This is a genomic window from Methylocaldum sp. 14B (assembly GCF_002005105.1).
GTDB lineage: Bacteria > Pseudomonadota > Gammaproteobacteria > Methylococcales > Methylococcaceae > Methylocaldum.
The window spans coordinates 51,477-69,457 of sequence record NZ_MSCV01000028.1; the positions used below are offsets into that span (position 1 = coordinate 51,477).

The window sequence follows — 17,981 nt, forward strand, 5'->3', positions numbered from 1 at the left end:
GCAAAAACCCTACTCACTTCAGCGTCAGCACGAGCGTAACCCATTGAATCTACGATGATGAAAAAATCAAATCTGCGCGGATTCGAGCTGATAAGCTGGTTTAGATGACTTTTTCAACACAATCGGCCAAAAGCCGCCAGTCGCCAAATCTCCGTGGACGGTCGGTTCCTTTGGAAAAATCGGCCATTTTGCGGCAGCGACGTGAAGTGCGACGCATCCCCAGCATATCCGCAGAGTTACTGATTCGGTAACTAGGGCTAGATCATGGCGTCCGAGAAGGATGACTACACGTCCAGCGAAACAGCGGAGTGATGAGGCGCTAACCGATTCGTCCAAACTTTCGTTTTTCTGCTCTCCCGCTAAGCGGCCGTTCAATTTCAAATGGCGTTTCTGTGTACGGCCTGTTACAAGCATGTCAGGATTTTTTACAGAGCCCCAAAGATACAGAGGGAACCGCTGGGCGCGAGGCACTCTAAAGAGTTTTATTTCAAGGTCTTACGGTTAGTATTGGAGGCGATGGCCTAAATCCTGCTTGGCACTTCGAAGGTGCTAGGGGGTCGTTCCGAGGCGGTAGCGACGGTTTACCATCATGCTCACTCGTGAGCGCAGAATTAGGGAAAGTGAGACCAATGAAAACTCTGTGGATAATCGTTTGCCTAGTCGCTTCGTGCCTTGCCTGGGGAAGCGCGCATGCTCTACCGACGCTGCAGGTGACTAACGGCATATTGACCGGGGCCACCGGCGTCGAAGTCACCGTCAACAACGTGACCACGCTATACGATGTCACATTTCAGGGTGGGACCTGTGCCGGGTTGTTCAGCGGGTGCGATTCCAGCAACGATTTCGTGTTTAAGACGGAAGGGGAGGCATTGGCCGCCTCGCAAGCCTTATTGGACCAGGTCTTTTTGGACGGGGCCTTTGGCGCCTTCGATTCCGCCCCGGATACAACCGCGGGGTGCTCAGATTTCGTTCTTTGCATGGTGCTGACGCCCTATGATTTTGGGCTCACCGTAGGCGGGTTGGCCGATGTGGGTTTTGCACAAAATCTGTTTGGCCCGTTGGACGACGTTTCTGGTCTCCTGATTGTTTCCCCCTCGGACGACCTAACTTCCGAAAGCTTCATCTATGCCGTGTGGTCCCGCGTACCGACCAACAACGTCCCGGAGGCGCCGTCACCGGCGCTGGTGGGGGCGGGCATGATGGCCTATGCCGTTTTCCGCCGCCGGAGTTCGAGTCAGCGCAACCGCGCTCGGTAAGTTCGACCAACAAGCTTCACACGCGCTGCGAGTCATCTGCGCGCGATATCCGAACCCGTGGTTGGGGCCGGGCGAGACGGGTGGGGAAGGTCGCGATTAAAGCGACGTTTGCGATTTGGAAGGGGTGGCGATTAACGCCACCGTTTGCGATTGATTCGGCCAGTGCGCCGACCGCCGGGACTCGTCGCCACGATAGGTTCTTTTGGGTGACCGGGATGCCACACAAGGGTTTCGTAAAAAAATCGCGACGCAACGCTGGATTTTTTGAACCTTTCTCGCTCGGAGGGAGAAATACCGATACAACGCGCCAGTGGGAGGTGCGGCGGGCGATGTCATGGCTGGGCCGGATAAACCGGCAAGCGCTTCGAGATCAGGGCCATGAAAGGGATGATCGGCCATGGCTCCGTTCAGGTTCTTGTGAGTGTACCGCCGGAGTTAGTCCGAGCGAAATCGGGAGGCGGGCCGAAACGATGATCCGGCACCGCATTTTGAGCCGAATCCCGATAAGAAGTTTCGGATGGAGCCGGATTAGGACGGGGCGTTCAATCCTTAACCCTAGTCCACCGAAATTTCATACGGCGTTATCGAGTGATCATCAAAAATAATTAAGGAGAAAACCATGGGTATGTCCAACCTCGGCCGGAAACAGCCGGTACCCGCACCAGAAGTGCTTGCATTGGATCAGCTACCGTTCCGAGCCCCCTCGGAGAGCGGTCTGTCGACCGAAGATGTCCGACCGCTCGCTCTTACCGCAAGCGCAGACATCACCGCCCAGACGGTCACCGGAACGTTCACACCTTCCACCGGGGTTCTGACGGCACTCGGTGATGCATTCGACAACACGATCGAATTCAGCCGCAATGCGGCCGGAACCATTCTCATCAATGGCGGCGCCGTTCCGGTCGGGGGCGGTACCGCGACCGTCGCCAACACGAGCCTGATTCAGGGATTTGGGCTGGGCGGAAACGACACCATCACGCTCGACGAAACAAACGGTGCTTTGCCCCGCGCCAACCTTTTCGGCGGCACGGGAAACGACACGCTGACCGGCGGCTCGGGCGGCGACCAGCTCTTCGGGCAGGCGGGCGACGACGTCCTCTTCGGCAAAGGCGGCGTCGACTTTCTGTTCGGCGGTTCTGAAAACGATACGCTGACCGGCGGCGACGGCGATGACCAGATGTTCGGCGAGGCCGGCAACGACCGTATGATCTGGAACCCGGGCGATGACAGCGATCTGATGGAGGGCGGAACCGGCATCGATACCGCGGAAGTGAACGGCGGCAACGGCGCCGAGGTGTTTACGGTAACCGCCAACGGATCGCGCGTCCGTTTCGATCGCCTCGACCCGGCCCCTTTCGCACTCGATATCGGCACGACCGAGAATCTCGTCGTCAACATGAACGGCGGTAACGACACGTTTTCCGCAACCGGCAATCTAGCGACCCTCATCCAGATCACTGTCGACGGCGGCGCCGGCGACGACACGATCCTGGGCAGCAACGGCGCCGACGTTCTCCTGGGCGGCGACGGCGACGACTTCATCGACGGTCAGCAGGGCAACGACGTCGCCTTCCTCGGCGCCGGCAACGACGTATTCCAGTGGGATCCGGGCGACGGCAGCGACACCGTCGAAGGCCAGGCCGGCTTCGATACGATGCTGTTCAACGGCAGCAACGTGGCCGAGAACATCGACATCGCCGCCAACGGCGGCCGCGTGCGCTTCTTCCGCAACGTCGGCAGCATCACCATGGACCTGGACGACGTCGAGCGGATCGATTTCAGGGCGCTGGGCGGCGCGGACAACATCGTGGTCAACGATCTGTCCGGCACGGACGTGACCGAAGTCAACATCGATCTCGCCGGAACGCTCGGCGGAGCGGCGGGCGATGGGCAGGCCGATACGGTGGTCACGAACGGCACGGGCGGCAACGACATCATCGACGTGTTCGGCGCCGGGACATCGGCGTCGGTGGTCGGACTGGCGGCGCAGGTTAACATCGCCAACAGCGAAGGCGCCAACGATTCGCTCGTCATCAACGGCGGGGCAGGCGACGACGGGATCACTGCGACCACCCTCCCGGCGGGCGTGATCAAGCTCGTGATCGACGGCGGCGCCGGCAACGACACGATCCTGGGCAGCCAGGGCGCCGACGTCCTCCTGGGTGGCGACGGTGACGACTTCATCGACGGCCAGCAGGGCAACGACGTCGCCTTGCTCGGCGCCGGCAACGACGTGTTCCAGTGGGATCCGGGCGACGGGAGCGACACCGTCGAAGGCCAGGCCGGCTTCGACACGATGCTGTTCAACGGCAGCAACGCGGCCGAAAACATCGACATCGCCGCCAACGGCGGCCGCGTGCACTTCTTCCGCAACGTCGGCAGCGTCACCATGGACCTGAACGACGTCGAACAGATCGATTTCAACGCGCTGGGCGGTGCCGACAACATCGTGATCGGCGATCTCAGCGGGACGGACGTCACTCAGATCAACATCGACCTGAGAGGCACCGGCGGGGGCGGCGACGGCGCGGCGGACACGGTCACGGTGAACGCCACGAATGGCGCCGACGTGTTCGGCGTCGCGGGCGATGCCGGCGGAATTACCGTCTTCGGTCTGCCGAGCCAGGTGAACATTTCCGGCCAGGAGGTTGCGAACGATCGGTTGACGCTCAATGGTCTTGGCGGGGATGACGTCATCGATGCTACCGGTCTGGAGGCTGGCGCAGTCCAACTGACGATGAACGGCGGCCTCGGCGCCGACGTTCTACTCGGCAGCGAAGGGGACGATCTGTTCAACGGCGGAGACGGCAACGACCTCGCAATCATGGGCGCGGGCGACGACACCTTCGTCTGGAATCCGGGCGACGACAACGACATCCTCGAAGGCCAGGCCGGCTTCGACACCATGCTGTTCAACGGCGCGAACGTCAGCGAAAACATCGATATCTCCGCCAACGGCGGCCGCGCGCGCTTCTTCCGCGACGTCGCCAACGTCACCATGGACCTGGACGACGTCGAGCGGATCGATTTCAGGGCGCTGGGCGGCGCCGACAACATCGTGGTCAACGATCTGTCCGGCACGGACGTGACCGAAGTCAACATCGATCTCGGCGCTTTCGGCGGCGGTAGCGACGGCCAGGCGGACACCATCTTCGTCAATGCGACCCAGGGGGACGACGTCATAATCGTCGTGGGCGATGGCAACGGAGTCTCCGTGCTGGGTCTTGCGGCCCGGATCAACATCACGAATTTCGACCCGACAATGGACCGCCTCGTGATCAACGGCCTCGCCGGCGATGACGTGATCGAGGCGTCGGGGTTGACGGTGGGCAGCATCCAGCTCACAGCCAATGGCGGCGATGACGACGACGTGCTGATCGGCGGTGACGGCAATGACGTGCTGCTCGGCGGCGCCGGCGACGACGTGCTGCTGGGTGGCGCCGGACTCGATGTGCTCGACGGCGGCACCGGGGACAACGTTGTGATCCAGAGCCTGGTGAGCGGTTCGACCACGGAGGGTGCCGGGATTGCCCCTCTGGGTATTCCGGAGATCAGCCTGGTGGGCGTAGGCGCGGAGCTGCAACAGAACGAGTTTCTGATCTAGCGGGTCTCCTCTGATCCGATATGGCGGTTCGCCTGCGAAAGCCCGGTTGCCCTGCCTTGCCGCCGAAGGCGCCGGGCAGGCGCAGCCGGCCTGATTCCGGTCAGAACACGAGCGCTCATGTTTCGGGAAGGAACGAATGCCCGATCCGCAAGGCCCGGCTTGAAGGCTGCCCGCTCTAATTTCATGCGGAGCGTTGAGGGTATCCGTTCAGCCTCTACTTAGGAATTCGAATGGGTACCCACCAACCGCAACCACAACACCAGGGTACATGGGTCCGGTCGGATCTGCGCCGGGCGCTGCAAACCTGCCGGACCTCCTTCTGGTCGGTAGGGTTCTTCAGTTTCTTCATCAACTTGCTGCTTCTGGTGCCGTCGATCTACATGCTGCAGGTCTACGATCGCGTGCTGAGCAGCGGCAGCGAGTCGACGCTCCTGATGCTGACGCTCATCGCGGTGTTCCTCTTCATCGTGATGGGCGGGCTGGAGTGGGTCCGTACCCAGATTCTGATCGTTACCAGCGCGCGTCTGGACAGTCTCCTGGGCGGGCGGGTTTTCGATGCGGTGTTCGCCCAGTCCCTCGCTTCCGGGGGCAGGATATCGTCCGCGCAGCCTTTGACCGACCTGCTACAAATCCGGCAGTTCCTAACCGGGCCGGGCCTCTTCGCGTTTTTTGACGCCCCCTGGTTTCCGGTTTATCTGGGGATGATGTTCCTGTTCCATCCGGTTTTCGGGGCAGTCGGCCTGATTTCGGCGTTCGTGCTGGCGGGCCTTGCTGTCTGGAACGAAGCGGCTACCCGCAAACACCTGCAGGAAGCCAACCGGCACGCCGTGGAGTCCAACCAGTTCACCCAGCGCAATCTGCGCAACGCGGAAGTGATCGAGGCCATGGGCATGCTGCCCCGGATGCGGACCCGCTGGCAGGACAAGCAGACCCTGTTGCTCGAGCTGCAAAGCCAGGCCAGTGCCAAGGGCGGCCTGATCGCCGCGCTGTCGAAGACTTACCGGCTGACCATCCAGTCGCTGATCCTTGGTCTCGGCGCCTATCTGGCCATCCACAGGGAGATCACACCGGGTTTGGTGATCGCGGGTTCCATACTGCTGGGCCGCGCCTTGGCGCCTCTGGACCTGATGATCAGCACCTGGCGGGGTTTTTCGCAGGCGCGGGCCGCTTACCAGCGGCTCGACGAACTGCTCAGCGCCGCCCCATACCGCGAACCGCCGATGCCGCTGCCCGCCCCGAGGGGTGAAATCCTCCTGGAAAGCGCCGCCGTCCAGCCGCCGGGCGCCTCCGCCCCGGTGCTCAAGGGCATCAGCCTTCGGATCGAACCGGGCACCGCACTGGGCGTGATCGGAGCCAGCGCCTCCGGCAAATCCACCCTGCTCCGCGCGATCCTGGGGCTTTATCCCGTAAGCCACGGGGCCATCCGGCTTGATGGCGCCGAAACCACCCAATGGGACCGGGAGGCGCTGGGCAACTACATCGGCTATCTGCCTCAGGACGTCGAACTTCTCGACGGCAGCATCGGCGAAAACATCGCGCGATTCGGCACCGTCGACCCCGACAGGGTAGTGGCGGCCGCCCGCGCCGCCGGTATCCACGACATGATCTTGCGGCTGCCGGAAGGCTACGACACCAAAATCCTCGGCCACGGCAATATCCTCTCCGCCGGACAGCAGCAGCGGCTGGGATTGGCCCGCGCCTTGTTCGGCGACCCGAAGCTGGTGATCCTGGACGAGCCCAATTCCAACCTGGATCAGGAGGGTGAAAATGCCTTGGTCGCCGCCCTGGCCGAACTGAAGCGCAAAGGGTGCACCGTGATCGTGGTCACCCATCGCAAGAGCCTCCTGAGCCAGGTGGACAAGATCGTTCTGCTGGCGGAAGGTCTAGTGGCCGTGTCGGGACCGCGCGACCAGGTTCTGGCGAGCTTGCAGAATTCGACGCCGCGGCCGGCCGGCGGCCTCCGCCCCGTCGCGGCCGCTCCCGTCCACAATCCGTCTTGATGGCCGTGACGACCTCAGCCCAGCCATCGCTGCTGACCGACGACCGCCGTTTCCGCCGGCTCGGGTTCCTCGTCGTTTTCGCCATCTTCGGCGGCCTCGGCACCTGGGCGGCCCTCGCTCCGCTCAGCAGCGCAGCGCTGGCCCCGGGCGTCATCACCGTGGAAAACTACCGCAAGACGGTCCAGCATCTGGAAGGCGGCATCATCAAGACCATCCGGGTCCGCGACGGCGATTCGGTCGAAAAGGACCAGGTTTTGGCCACCCTCGACGACACCCAGCCGCGAGCCCAGCTCGAAGTCCTGCGCGGGCAGTATTACATCGCCGCGGCACGGGAAGCCCGCCTGATCGCGCAACGCGATGGCCTGAATGAGGTCCGCTATCCTCCCGATTTGCTCGCCCATGCAGACGATCCCCGGATCGATGACGCCATCCGCATACAGAACCACACTTTCACCGTCCGCAAGACGGCCCACGACGGCGAGATTTCCCTGTACCGGCGGCAGATCGAACAGCTCCGCGCCAAGCTCAAGGGTTTGCAGGCCCAAATCACCAGCCGTGATCGCCTGGTGAAGTCATTTCGGCACGAACTGGAGGATTTCGAGGCCCTTCTCAAGGAAGGCTACACCGAGAGGCAGAAAGTGCGGGAACTGGAGCGCAATCTGGCACAGAGCGAGGGCCAGCGCGGGGAATTGGCGTCTGAGCTGGCAGCCACCGAATTACAGATCAGCGAGACCGAACTCAAGATCCTCCAGCTCGAGAAGGAGCTGCAGCGGGAGGTCGCGAAAGAACTAGGCGAGGTCCAGGCGGCCCTGTTCGAGTTGCGAGAAAAGATTCAGTCCCTGGAAAGCACAGTGGCGCGCACGGTCGTCAAGGCACCCGAGCCCGGCATGGTCCTGGGTCTGTCCGTGCACACCCTGGGGGGCGTCATCCAGCCGGGGGGAAAGATCCTGGACATTGTTCCGCAGGATGAGCGCTTGGTCGTGGAAGCCCGGCTGTCGCCTCAGGACATCGACCGTATCCAGCTCGGCCAGATGGCGGAAGTGCGGTTTACCGCCTTCAAATCCCGCGATACCCCAAAAATCGAGGGCAAGCTGATGGTTGTTTCCGCCGACCGTCTGGTGGACGAACAAACCCAGACTTCCTATTACCTGGCGCGGGTGGAAATCACGCCGGAAGGGCTTCAGGACCTGGCCCGCCAGAAACTGGACCTGGTGCCGGGCATGCCGGCCGAGGTCTTGATAAATACGGGCGAGCGCACCCTGTTCGAGTATCTGACCGACCCCTTCGTGAACACCGTCACCCGCTCCTTTATCGAAGATTGATCCATGACATTAGCCGGTTTCGGAAAGGGCCTCCTGTGCCTGGCGGTACTTGCTCTGCCTTCGGCCTCTTGCGCCGAGTCCCTGCTGGAGCTGTACCAGCGCACCCTGGAAACCAACCCCGTGCTGAAAAGCCGCGAATACTCGGTGGATCGAGCCAACGCCCAGAAAGACCAGGCATTCAGCAAATTGCTGCCGCAGATTTTCGCGGTCGGGAATTACTCTTACAACGATCTGCATCAACAGGCCGGACAAAGCTCGCTGAGCCTGAGCAGCTTGCCCGCAATCGATCAGCAATACAGCGGCCTGCGCGGAACGGTGCAGTTGCGCCAGGCCTTGTTTGACCTGGCCTCTTTCTATCGCTGGCAGAGCGCCGAAAATGTCATTTTGCAGTCGGAGCAGGAACTCGAGGCGGCGCGTATCGCTGTCGCGGGGGACCTGGTGGACCGGTATCTCAGGGCAGTCGAGGCTACCGACAACATCGCCTACGTGGCATCGGAAACAAAAGCCGTGGAAAGCCAGCTGAAAGGCCTGCAGCGGATGCACGAGCGGCAGATGGTGAAGGTGACCGATCTGTACGAGGTCGAGGCCTATTACCAAACGTTGGCCACCCGCGGGATCGAGGCGCGAAATGCCAAGGATGTGGCGCTGGAGAAACTGCGCGAGCTGGCCGGGGGTTCGGTGCGGGATGTCAACCCGGTCGGCCGGGAGCACTTTCCCCCCGTCCCGCGCGCTCCGGATGAATGGGTGCAGGAAGCGACCCGTAACAACCCGGCCCTGACCGCGCTACAACACGGCATCGACGCCACAGACAAACTGGTGACCAGCAGCCGGGCCGAGCATGCTCCGCTGCTTACCCTGCAGGTCTCCGAGACCTATGCGGACACCGGATTCGATAACCGTTCCCAGCCCCCTTACAACGTGTTCACCGCCGGCGTGCAGCTCACCGTCCCGATCTTCGAGGGCGGCCGGGTTCAGGCGGGGGTGAGGGATGCACAAGCCAGGCATCGGATCGCCCGGGAGCAGTTCGAGCAGAAGCGCCGAGAAATCGAACAGGAAACACGAACGGCATACATGGATGCCATGGCCAGCTACTCGCGGATCGACTCCACCCGCCAGGAAGTGCGCGCGCAGGAGAAAGCCGCCGAGGCCCAGGAACGCGGCTATGAGCTCGGCGCTTCGACGATCGTCGACCTGCTCGAGGCCCGGCGCCGGCTGCTGAAGGCACGCGTCGAGCAGGCCAAGGCCCGCTACGACTACATCCGCGGGCTTGTTGGATTACAGGTCAGGGCCGGCAGTCTGTCCACGCCGTTCATGGAGGAGATCAACGGCTGGATGGCCGGGAAGTGATTCAGCGAGCGGGGCACGCGTTTGAAGAGCAGCGTCCAAAGGTGGCCTCCATTACCGCCAGTGGCGCCGTTGGCGGTTGTAGAAGATCTCGATCCATTCCGTGATGTCCGCGATGGTTTGTTGTCGCGTAGCAAACCGCCGGTGACGGACCCGTTCGTTCTTCAGCGTGCCCCAAAAGCTCTCCATAGGAGCATTTGGAGGCTTGAAACCGAACTGCTCCAGCAACGCCCGATAGGCATGGGCACAACACTGGCTCCCCTGACCGGAATGGTGAATCAGGCCTGGAGCGGCAATGCCGTTAAGTTAAGACGAATAACGTCACCCCGGCAGGGAAGGGGCCGACTAAAGGCCCGTTTGCGATTGGAATGCCGGGGTCCAGAAGCCATGGACGGCAGAGGCCTATCACTTCCTTGTGCACTGGATTCATGCCGCACAGTCCCTGTGCGGCACCCTACGGGCGCTTCGCGTGCAAATCGGCCATCCTGCCGATTTGTCCGGCACAAATTTGCCAGGAGCAAATTTGGACGTGCGGAGCACGGTCCGTAGGACGAACCCCAGGGATGGGGTGAGCAATCCCTGCCGGAATGACGGCTTAACTTATTAGTCAGGCCCGTAAATACCCTCCTGGTATTTCGGGCCGCCGCCCAGGCCGGTACACGCCCGGCCTGGGCTCACGCGGCTTGTCGCCGCGCCGGGGCATCCTTGCCCCGGATTAACCCGGCCTATATTTATAGGCCGGGTTAATAATGGCATTGCCTGGAGCGGGCCGCTTTGCCGACACCTCCCGCCACAAAGACTGGCTGACCAAGGCCGTCGTCATGCGTTCCCCGCGAGCGTAGCCCACGATCTCTCCGGTAAACAGGTCCTTGTGGCTGGCCCGGCACAGCCAGCCTTCCCCGGTCGGGGCCTGTAACGCCCGCTGCCGCAGGCGTTACACAAAATGGAATTAGGCCAATAGTCCGCCGATCAGATCTTTGTGAACTTCGGACTGCCGCCCCGTCTTGAGCCGGCTGGCGACCACGACGCTGCGCAGCTCGGCGAGAGCCCGATCGAAGTCGTCGTTCACGATGAGATAGTCGTACTCGCTGTAATGCGACATCTCCGAGATGGCATCGCGCATGCGGCGGGCGATGGTGTCAGGATCGTCCTGGCCGCGCGCCTTGAGCCGTTCTTCCAGGGTGCGGCGCGAGGGCGGCAGAATGAAGATGGAGATGCAATCGGGCATCAAGTTCCGGATTTGGCGGGCGCCCTGCCAGTCGATTTCGAGCAGCACGTCCTGTCCTTCGGATAGGGCTTTTTCCACGGTTGCCCGAGCCGTGCCGTAATAGTTGTCGAACACCCTGGCGTGCTCCAGAAACCCGCCCGATTCGATCATCCCTTCGAATTCGGCATGATTCACGAAGAAATAATCCCGGCCGTGGACTTCTCCGGGACGCTGCGCTCGCGTGGTATGCGACACCGAAACCGTGAACCCCTCGAGGTTTTCCCGCAGTGCCCTGACCAAACTGGTTTTTCCCGCCCCGGACGGGGCTGAAACGATGAACAGCGTGCCGATACTCATGTGCCTTGAAATGATCCGGAGTGGTCTTAACGGTTGTCCGACGAATGGCGGTTTCCGACCCATGCCGCAGCAGGGGCCGAAAACCGTTAGCTTAGCATGTCATACCGTAGAGGTCGTGAGAATCAGCCGTCTACCGCAGCGTATAGAGAAAGCTGGCAAGATGGCGGGCATCCGCTTCGGTAACACCCGTGTTCGGCATGGCGGTCAGGGGATCGATAGCGGGCGGATCTTGAATCCAGCGCATCAGATTTTCCGGCGTGTTGGTCAGCACGCCGGCGATGTAGACGCGGCTCGCGATTCCGCTCAAAGGCGGCCCCACCAGACCGTTTGCGCCTTCGATTCCGGGGATGACATGGCAGGACCCGCAGCCGTACCGTGAAATGGCTTCCCTCCCCTGTGCGGGATCGCCGCCGGCTACCGATACCGCTGCGGGGTCCTCCTGGCGATCGCAGGCATTCAGAAGAAGAACTGCCGCAATCGCACAGGCTAATGCCGAGAGCTTATGACCGATTTCCATCCTGACCGTCCGTTTCGGCTGGAAAGGCGGGTTCCGATCCGGGGCACGCCATACTCGTCGAGTATGGCTTCGATCTCCTTGCTCCTGCGCTCGATGATGCGTTCCAGTTCTGTGCGTAACCGTTTATCGCCGTGCCTCACTCCCATCGCGATATCGAACACGAAGGGAAGAGACCGGTCGGCCGGCGGCGAGACGGGCACGACGGCGAGCGGAACCGCTTGGTTCTTGGCAAAGTAGCCCGCCAAAGGTCCCCATACGACGGCGATATCGATGTCGCCCGCCACTACCGCATCGATGATCCTGGCCGGCGGATTCTCCTTGGAGTAATCGCCGTAAACGGTGTAACCGACCACGTTATCGATGATCTTTCGGCTGGTCAGGGCATGGGCCGGCGGGGTGTTGGCGAAGTCGTCCCCGACGATCTGCACGCCGATCCTGACGTCGTGCAGCGTAGGATCGTTGAAGGAGCGGATGTTCAGCCCCGAGTCCAGGCGGTAAACGAACACGTAGCTGGACCGATAATACGGCGTCGTCGTCAGTGCGGGCCCGAAGTTGCTCGGGACGCCGAGAACCAGGTCGCAGCGATGGGATTTGAGCGTATTGCGGATAAAGCCGCGCCGCTGCGCCCACCAGGTGTACTCGACTTCGGCATTCAATTCGTGGGCGATGAGATCGCCGATCTTGTTTTCGAAGCCTTCCTGCCTCTGGTTGGAGAAGGGCAGATTATTGGGATCCGAGCAGATGCGGAGAGTACGCTTTGGAGAATGATCATCCACGACGGCTGACGCCATGCCCGGCCAAAACGCCGCAAGCAAGGCAAGCATCGAGAAGAACCCGGATCTACGGCAATGCGAAGACATACAGCATCCCACCCCGCGTCGTATACTCCGGTAAATCGGTCATCGCATTGATGAATCCCAACGCTCCGGTACCGTCACGAGAATCGAGCTCGCCGGCAACGATAGCCCCGGACCAACCGCCGACGCCGGACAGAGTCGCCACGTATTGCTTGCCGTCGGGCCCCCGGTAAGTCATTGGCTGGCCGATGATTCCGGAGCCGCACTTGAATTGCCACAATAACTCGCCGGTCCGGGCATTCACCGCCTTGAACCAGCCTTCCATGGTGCCGTAGAACGCCACGTCGCCCGCCGTCGCCAAAGCGCCGCTCCAGACCGGGAACTTCTCCCTGATCTTCCAGACCGCCTTGGCCGCAACGGGGTCCCAGGCGGTGAACTCGCCCCGGTGTCCGCCGGGACCCGCGTGCATCCGCACGTTGGCGCCGACATAGGGCGTGCCTGCGATATAGTTGGCTTCGACGCCCTCTTCGTCCATGCAGATATTCTGATGAGGAATGTAAAGCCAGCCGGTTTTCGGGGAATAGGCCGAGGGCTGCCAATCCTTCCCTCCTGGCGCTGCGGGACAAATATCGTGCACGACGGTGTTGAACCGGGGCCTTTTCTCATGCACTTCGATGGGGCGTCCGGTTTTCAAATCGACGCCCCTGGTCGTCGTGATATGCACGAAAGGCGTGGCCGACAGCACCTCGCCGGTGGTTCGGTCAAGGACGTACACGTAACCGTTCCGCTCGGGATGGACCAGAACTTTCCGGATCTGCCCGTTAATGGACAAGTCCAGCAGGACGTTTTCGTTAACGCCGTCGTAGTCGTACAGGTCGTGGGGACTCCACTGGTAAAACCAGCGCGCTTCGCCGGTGTCGGGATCGCGTGCGAAGACCCCAGCCGTCCACTTGTTGTCGCCTGGGCGCTGTTCCGGATTCCACGGCCCGGGATTGGCGGTACCGTGATAGATCAGATTCAAGGCAGGATCGTAGGAAATGAAGCCCCACACGGTGCCGCCGCCGATTTTCCAAGCCTCGGGCGGCCAGGTCGCAACGCCCAGATCCTCGCCACGGTCTTGGGGGTAAAACGGCTTGAACCTGGGGCCGATCAGCACGTCCTTGTCGGGGCCGGTGGAGTACGCTTTCCAGACCACGCGGCCGTTGCCGGCATCGAGCGCCGTAAGCCAGCCGCGCACGCCGAACTCGCCGCCGCTGTTGCCCACCAGCACTTTGTTCTTCACGATCAGCGGCGCCATCGTAATGGATTCGCCCAGATTGATATTGCCGATCCGCGCTTTCCAGATTTCGTTGCCGGTCTTGGCATCGACCGCCACGGTCTGCCCGTCGAGCGTGTTGAAGAAAATTCGTCCCTTCGAGTACGCCGCTCCTCGATTCACGACATCGCAGCAGGCCAACCCTTGAGCCGCGGACAGCGGCTTCGGCTCGTACTTCCATTTGAGAGGCGCGCCCGGACGGGTCAAATCCAGTGCGTAAAGAGTGTTCGGATAAGGGGTCACGATGTACATCGTGTTGTCGGCCACGATAGGCGCGGCTTCGTGGCCGCGTGACAGACCGGTCGAGAAGGTGAAGTTCAACCGCAGATCGTGGACGTTTTCGGCTTTGATCTGGTCGAGCGCGCTGAAACGGGTATTGGCGTAATCCTTGGCCGAAATAAGCCATTGCCCGTCTTCGTCGGACGCTTTTTGCAAAGCAGTGACCGGAGGCTCGGCTCTTTGGGTGTATGCCGCTCCGCCGAAAGGCAGAGACAACGGTAACGCGAAAAGAATTATCGGCAGGGGGAATCGGTAGGCGTACCGTTCATGAAAAGATGGTGAACATAGCCTCCGTGACGTTCGCATCAAGCCTCCTGCTGAGATAGCTTCTCCTTCTGCTCATGGGAGGTGGAGTCTTATCTTGAGACATACCTGATCGGCGAGCGTTCCAAAACTGAAACCTGGCTTACAAAAGCCAAGGCTTTCAGCTCGGCTCCGAACCGGAGCGGTTCAACCCGGCTCGTCTACGAAATGCCGCTTCGCTCTCTCCCTGTGCTCTCTTGACATCCAAGTCGGGAAAGCAACCTGCTTGGCGGGATATGATTCGCCGTAACCCGCTGCTGTCGTAAATCAACCGGATGATCCGCATCGGCGGAGCGCGGTCATTTTGCCCCTGTCGGGCGGCAATTGAGGGTTCAAGTCGGTTCATTTCCGTTGCTCCAACAGCGTTAAACGACACCACCGTAAATTCCGACAGCTTTCAATCGAATCTCCCACATCGATTCCATCTTGGCTTCGCATTCACTGTCTGTTTGATCGCGAAACAACCCGCCAGGTTTCCAAACGTCCCTTTACGGGGAAATCGCTCCTGCGGCATACCGGTACCGAACAGCGTCCAACATAAGAAGCCGAGGGTAAACCGCGCTACATAAACGCCTGGCCGATCGATTCGCCACGGTTCGTAATACTAAACCCTCAAGAATCTCCGCCCAATACCGCAATCACCCCAAGTTGACTACGGTTGCCAAAGCGGTTTGGACATCACTCGTCAGCGTCGTGAAACCGTTACGGAGCACCGAAACGAGAGGCCACCCGATAAGCTACTTTGGAATAGCGTTTAATGGATTCAAGCCTTTTTCGTAAGATGTAAGACCATCGGTGTCCTTAACTATTCCTATAAGCCGGAACAGCCGGAATCGGAAGCTGTAAAAACCCGGCTGAGATAATGCCTGGCCGGGTTATATCGCTATCCGTTCCGGATTGGTTGGTTATTTATTCTTGCCTTTGCCTCATGCCTCGCCCGCCCCTTCCCGCGCCGGCATCCTCGGTCAAACCCCGCAGTCCTTTTCTTTCTTCGCGCAATTCCCGGTACTGGTCTTGATATCGCTCACGCTCCTCCGGCATCATCAGCGGCTCACGCCTGCCTTCCATCTCGCCCGGACGCACACCCTCCCGCCCGACGCCCCTGTCCCGCGCACGTTCTTGAACCTCGCCTTGAAATTCTTGCTGAAAACTTTTTCGCTCCTGCCGAAGATCTTGATACCGCTCCCGATATTGCCCACCCGATGGTCTATCGAGCTTCCGTCCATTGCCGCCCCCTCTCTCCGCCCAGGCCTGGTTCACCGCTAACGTGGAAAATCCGATCAACAGCGCCAAAATAGCGTTCTTATGTTTCGTCATTCGCTTCCCCTACTGATAATCCTAGAAACGGCGGTTGGACGCGGCCAAGTGTGCGGCTGGCGGGCCGGCTGGCAAGGCGCGACGCCGCCGTGGGGCCGTCCCCCACAAGAAGGAGCAACGCCGCCAGGCGGCTCGCCCGCCGTGCAATCGGGTGCGTAGCGACTTCACCCGAGTGGTGAAATCGGTAGAAGGTAGGACGGTCAGAATTCATAGGGCTTTTCTACTCCATCTAAGCGGTCAACTGCCGTTTCTAGGATAATTGATCAATGACGGACATTCCGGATCGTCTTGTCGCTCGCTTCGATACGTTCGGCTACTATTGCTTGTGGCTCGCTTGCCCTAGCCCGCTCGCCAAGACCCAAGCCGACGTAGCGGCGGCAGAACCAGTTTAGCACTGCCCATCCGTGACGCTGATGACAATGAGGACGTGGCGGAAACATCGAAGCAAGGCGCACAGATTGCCTGCCGTCCGAGAACCGAATCCCGGCCATGCCGTCTTGAGATGGATGTCGATCCTTTGTTTGGCGCTGGACCTGTACCGTCCGGCCGCGGCTCAAATTCCCGGCGTTGCCGAGGAATCGGCTGGCCAAATCGGCGGAGTTCCCGTCTCGGTCTGGACCTATCCTAGCGATGGCCTGAAGGTCAAAGGCTTGCTGTTCCTGCCCTGCGCCAAAGACAAACTGCCGCTGATTCTCTTCAACCATGACGGCGTTTCGGGCATTTCCGTGGAACACATGCGGGCCAGTGTGCGTCTGGCGCAGGCGGGGTATGCCGTGTTCACCCCGTCCTATCGAGGCGAGGACGGATCGGAAGGAGACATCGAAGTAGCCGCCGGCGAAGTGCGGGATGTGCTGAATGTTCTGCCGCTGCTGGCCCAAGTACCCGGCGTCGACGGCCGGAAAGTGGCCATGGTCGGGGTCTCGCACGGCGCTCTGATCAGCGTGCTGGCAGCCGCGCGGCAGTCTGAGGTCGATGCCGTGGTCACGGCCGACGGGGTGATGGACATCTACGCCTGGTGGCGCCATCTTCAACAAAATGGAATCTCGGGCCGCGACGAACTGACCCGGCGAATCTACGGCGACGGCCCGGAGGACAAACCGCTGGCTTTCTCGACCCGCCACGCCCTGGCTCAAATCCCGAACTTGAAGGCGCCGGTGCTGATCCTCCAGGGCGGCCGGGACGACATCGTACCCGCCCAGCAGGCGATTACATTCAAGGCGAAATTGGACAGAGCCCGGCATCCGGCCAAATTGAAAATTTATCCCCGCTGCCGGCATGGCTTTCTGGTTTACACACCTCACCTGAAGAACGGCGCGGCACCGGCTGAACGCATCGAGACCGAGAAGGCGTGGCAAGATCTCTTGGGATTTCTCGAAAAGCATCTCAAGTCTTGAAATCCTCTTCGGAATTGCCGAAATAGCTCCGTAAACTGGGTTGGTAAACTCAGCTGTCAGAGCAGTTTCCGTTCGTATGTAAGGATTGATTGTAAATGGCCTTATTCCATTCGGCATTCGAGTGAACATTAATCGTAGGGTGGGTTAGCGAAGCGTAACCCACCGATTCGGGATCGCTCGGTGGGCTACGGCCTCGCGGCCTAACCCACCTACAAAAATTAATGCCTTATTGAAAGCGATTTGGAATTAGTGTGGGAGCGGGCTTTAGCCCGCGATAATCGCTCAATCGCGGGCTAAAGCCTGCTCCCACAAGCCCTAAACCAACTTGAAGTACGCAAAAAAATGCGGCTATTTATGGAGGAATTTTCGCCAAGTGAACGCCGGATTTCCCGACATCGGCTTGAGGTGTAGAAAAAAGAAACCCGGCCGAGGCCGGGCACTCAAGACTGCTTCTTGGTGATTCTTAGCGGAATCTTCCCCCAATTCCGTGCAGTCCCCTCCAGCTTAGCCGAAAATCGACTGTGTGCAAGACCTTCCCGCGTCCCCAATGCGGGAACATCCCGATACGTCATTCAATATTGCGTCTGAAACTAGAGTGAATGCTTAAACCATTGAATAATTGGAAGTTTTATAACCGTGCTTTTTCTGTGGGTACACACATGGGTACACAGAAAAAGTGAGATGCCATGACACGTTATGCTACTTTAGATACCGGTCCGGCAATCTTACGCCGATAGCGATCGCCACCCAACAAAAACCCGGCCAGAGCCGGGTCTGTGGGGATGGTGTAAAAGACTTAGCCCGCAATTCTCACCAATTCGCTGATTTCACTAGCCATCGATTCGAGTCCCCACAGGTAATTGTGCTTGGCGCTACTGCTCATAGTTTCGAATATATCAAAACCCTCGCTGGTAATGGCAACCAGCATCGCTTCGAGGTGACTAGCATAAGCGGCTAATTGATTCCTCG

At 60.4% G+C, this 17,981-nt stretch carries 11 protein-coding genes and 2 pseudogenes; 6 read left to right on the top strand and 7 right to left on the bottom strand.

All coding sequences use genetic code 11. The features are described from left to right. Nucleotides 1–629 precede the first annotated feature (629 nt). From B2A78_RS18635 to B2A78_RS18660, 5 genes are all read left to right on the top strand, one after another. Nucleotides 630–1,256: a hypothetical protein gene (locus tag B2A78_RS18635; RefSeq protein ID WP_077731532.1), complete on the top strand. Its 627-nt coding sequence runs from the start codon at nucleotides 630–632 to the stop codon at nucleotides 1,254–1,256. Nucleotides 1,257–1,875: 619 nt separating this feature from the next. Further along, complete coding sequence (locus tag B2A78_RS18640; RefSeq protein ID WP_205780828.1) at nucleotides 1,876–4,860, top strand: hypothetical protein; 2,985 nt, start codon at nucleotides 1,876–1,878, stop codon at nucleotides 4,858–4,860. Nucleotides 4,861–5,090: 230 nt separating this feature from the next. Next, entirely contained in the window at nucleotides 5,091–6,860 is a 1,770-nt protein-coding gene (locus B2A78_RS18650; RefSeq protein ID WP_077731534.1) for a type I secretion system permease/ATPase, read from the top strand. Then, entirely contained in the window at nucleotides 6,860–8,182 is a 1,323-nt protein-coding gene (locus B2A78_RS18655) for an HlyD family type I secretion periplasmic adaptor subunit (protein WP_077731535.1), read from the top strand. Before B2A78_RS18650 ends, B2A78_RS18655 begins: the two co-directional genes overlap by 1 nt. A gap of 3 nt (nucleotides 8,183–8,185) precedes the next feature. After that, the gene (locus tag B2A78_RS18660) at nucleotides 8,186–9,529 is read left to right on the top strand and encodes a TolC family outer membrane protein (RefSeq protein WP_077731536.1); all 1,344 of its coding nucleotides are present in this window, start codon (nucleotides 8,186–8,188) and stop codon (nucleotides 9,527–9,529) included. Nucleotides 9,530–9,580: 51 nt separating this feature from the next. On the opposite strand, the pseudogene B2A78_RS26725 reads toward B2A78_RS18660, so the two are convergent. The 7 genes and pseudogenes from B2A78_RS26725 to B2A78_RS18690 all read right to left on the bottom strand — a co-directional run. Further along, nucleotides 9,581–9,814 (bottom strand): annotated as a pseudogene (locus B2A78_RS26725) (IS3 family transposase); the annotation flags it as partial. A gap of 475 nt (nucleotides 9,815–10,289) precedes the next feature. Then, a pseudogene (locus tag B2A78_RS25750) lies at nucleotides 10,290–10,430 on the bottom strand (IS3 family transposase); the annotation flags it as partial. Between the two features lie 45 nt (nucleotides 10,431–10,475). Next, on the bottom strand, nucleotides 10,476–11,090 hold the full coding sequence (gmk, locus tag B2A78_RS18670) for a guanylate kinase (RefSeq protein WP_077731538.1): 615 nt from the start codon (nucleotides 11,088–11,090) through the stop codon (nucleotides 10,476–10,478). Nucleotides 11,091–11,220: 130 nt separating this feature from the next. Next, nucleotides 11,221–11,607 carry a c-type cytochrome gene (locus B2A78_RS18675; RefSeq protein WP_077731539.1) on the bottom strand — a complete coding sequence of 129 codons (387 nt, stop codon included), beginning with the start codon at nucleotides 11,605–11,607 and terminating at the stop codon, nucleotides 11,221–11,223. After that, complete coding sequence (locus B2A78_RS18680; protein WP_086134850.1) at nucleotides 11,577–12,431, bottom strand: substrate-binding domain-containing protein; 855 nt, start codon at nucleotides 12,429–12,431, stop codon at nucleotides 11,577–11,579. The genes B2A78_RS18675 and B2A78_RS18680 overlap by 31 nt, the downstream gene beginning before the upstream one ends. A gap of 16 nt (nucleotides 12,432–12,447) precedes the next feature. Beyond that, nucleotides 12,448–14,154 carry a methanol/ethanol family PQQ-dependent dehydrogenase gene (locus tag B2A78_RS18685; protein ID WP_240502583.1) on the bottom strand — a complete coding sequence of 569 codons (1,707 nt, stop codon included), beginning with the start codon at nucleotides 14,152–14,154 and terminating at the stop codon, nucleotides 12,448–12,450. 1,056 nt (nucleotides 14,155–15,210) lie between these two features. Continuing rightward, on the bottom strand, nucleotides 15,211–15,618 hold the full coding sequence (locus tag B2A78_RS18690; protein ID WP_077731542.1) for a hypothetical protein: 408 nt from the start codon (nucleotides 15,616–15,618) through the stop codon (nucleotides 15,211–15,213). Between the two features lie 506 nt (nucleotides 15,619–16,124). Here B2A78_RS18690 and B2A78_RS18695 point away from each other — a divergent pair. Then, nucleotides 16,125–17,012, top strand: coding sequence for an alpha/beta fold hydrolase (locus B2A78_RS18695; RefSeq protein ID WP_168175479.1), 888 nt, complete (start codon nucleotides 16,125–16,127; stop codon nucleotides 17,010–17,012). Nucleotides 17,013–17,981: the final 969 nt, after the last annotated feature.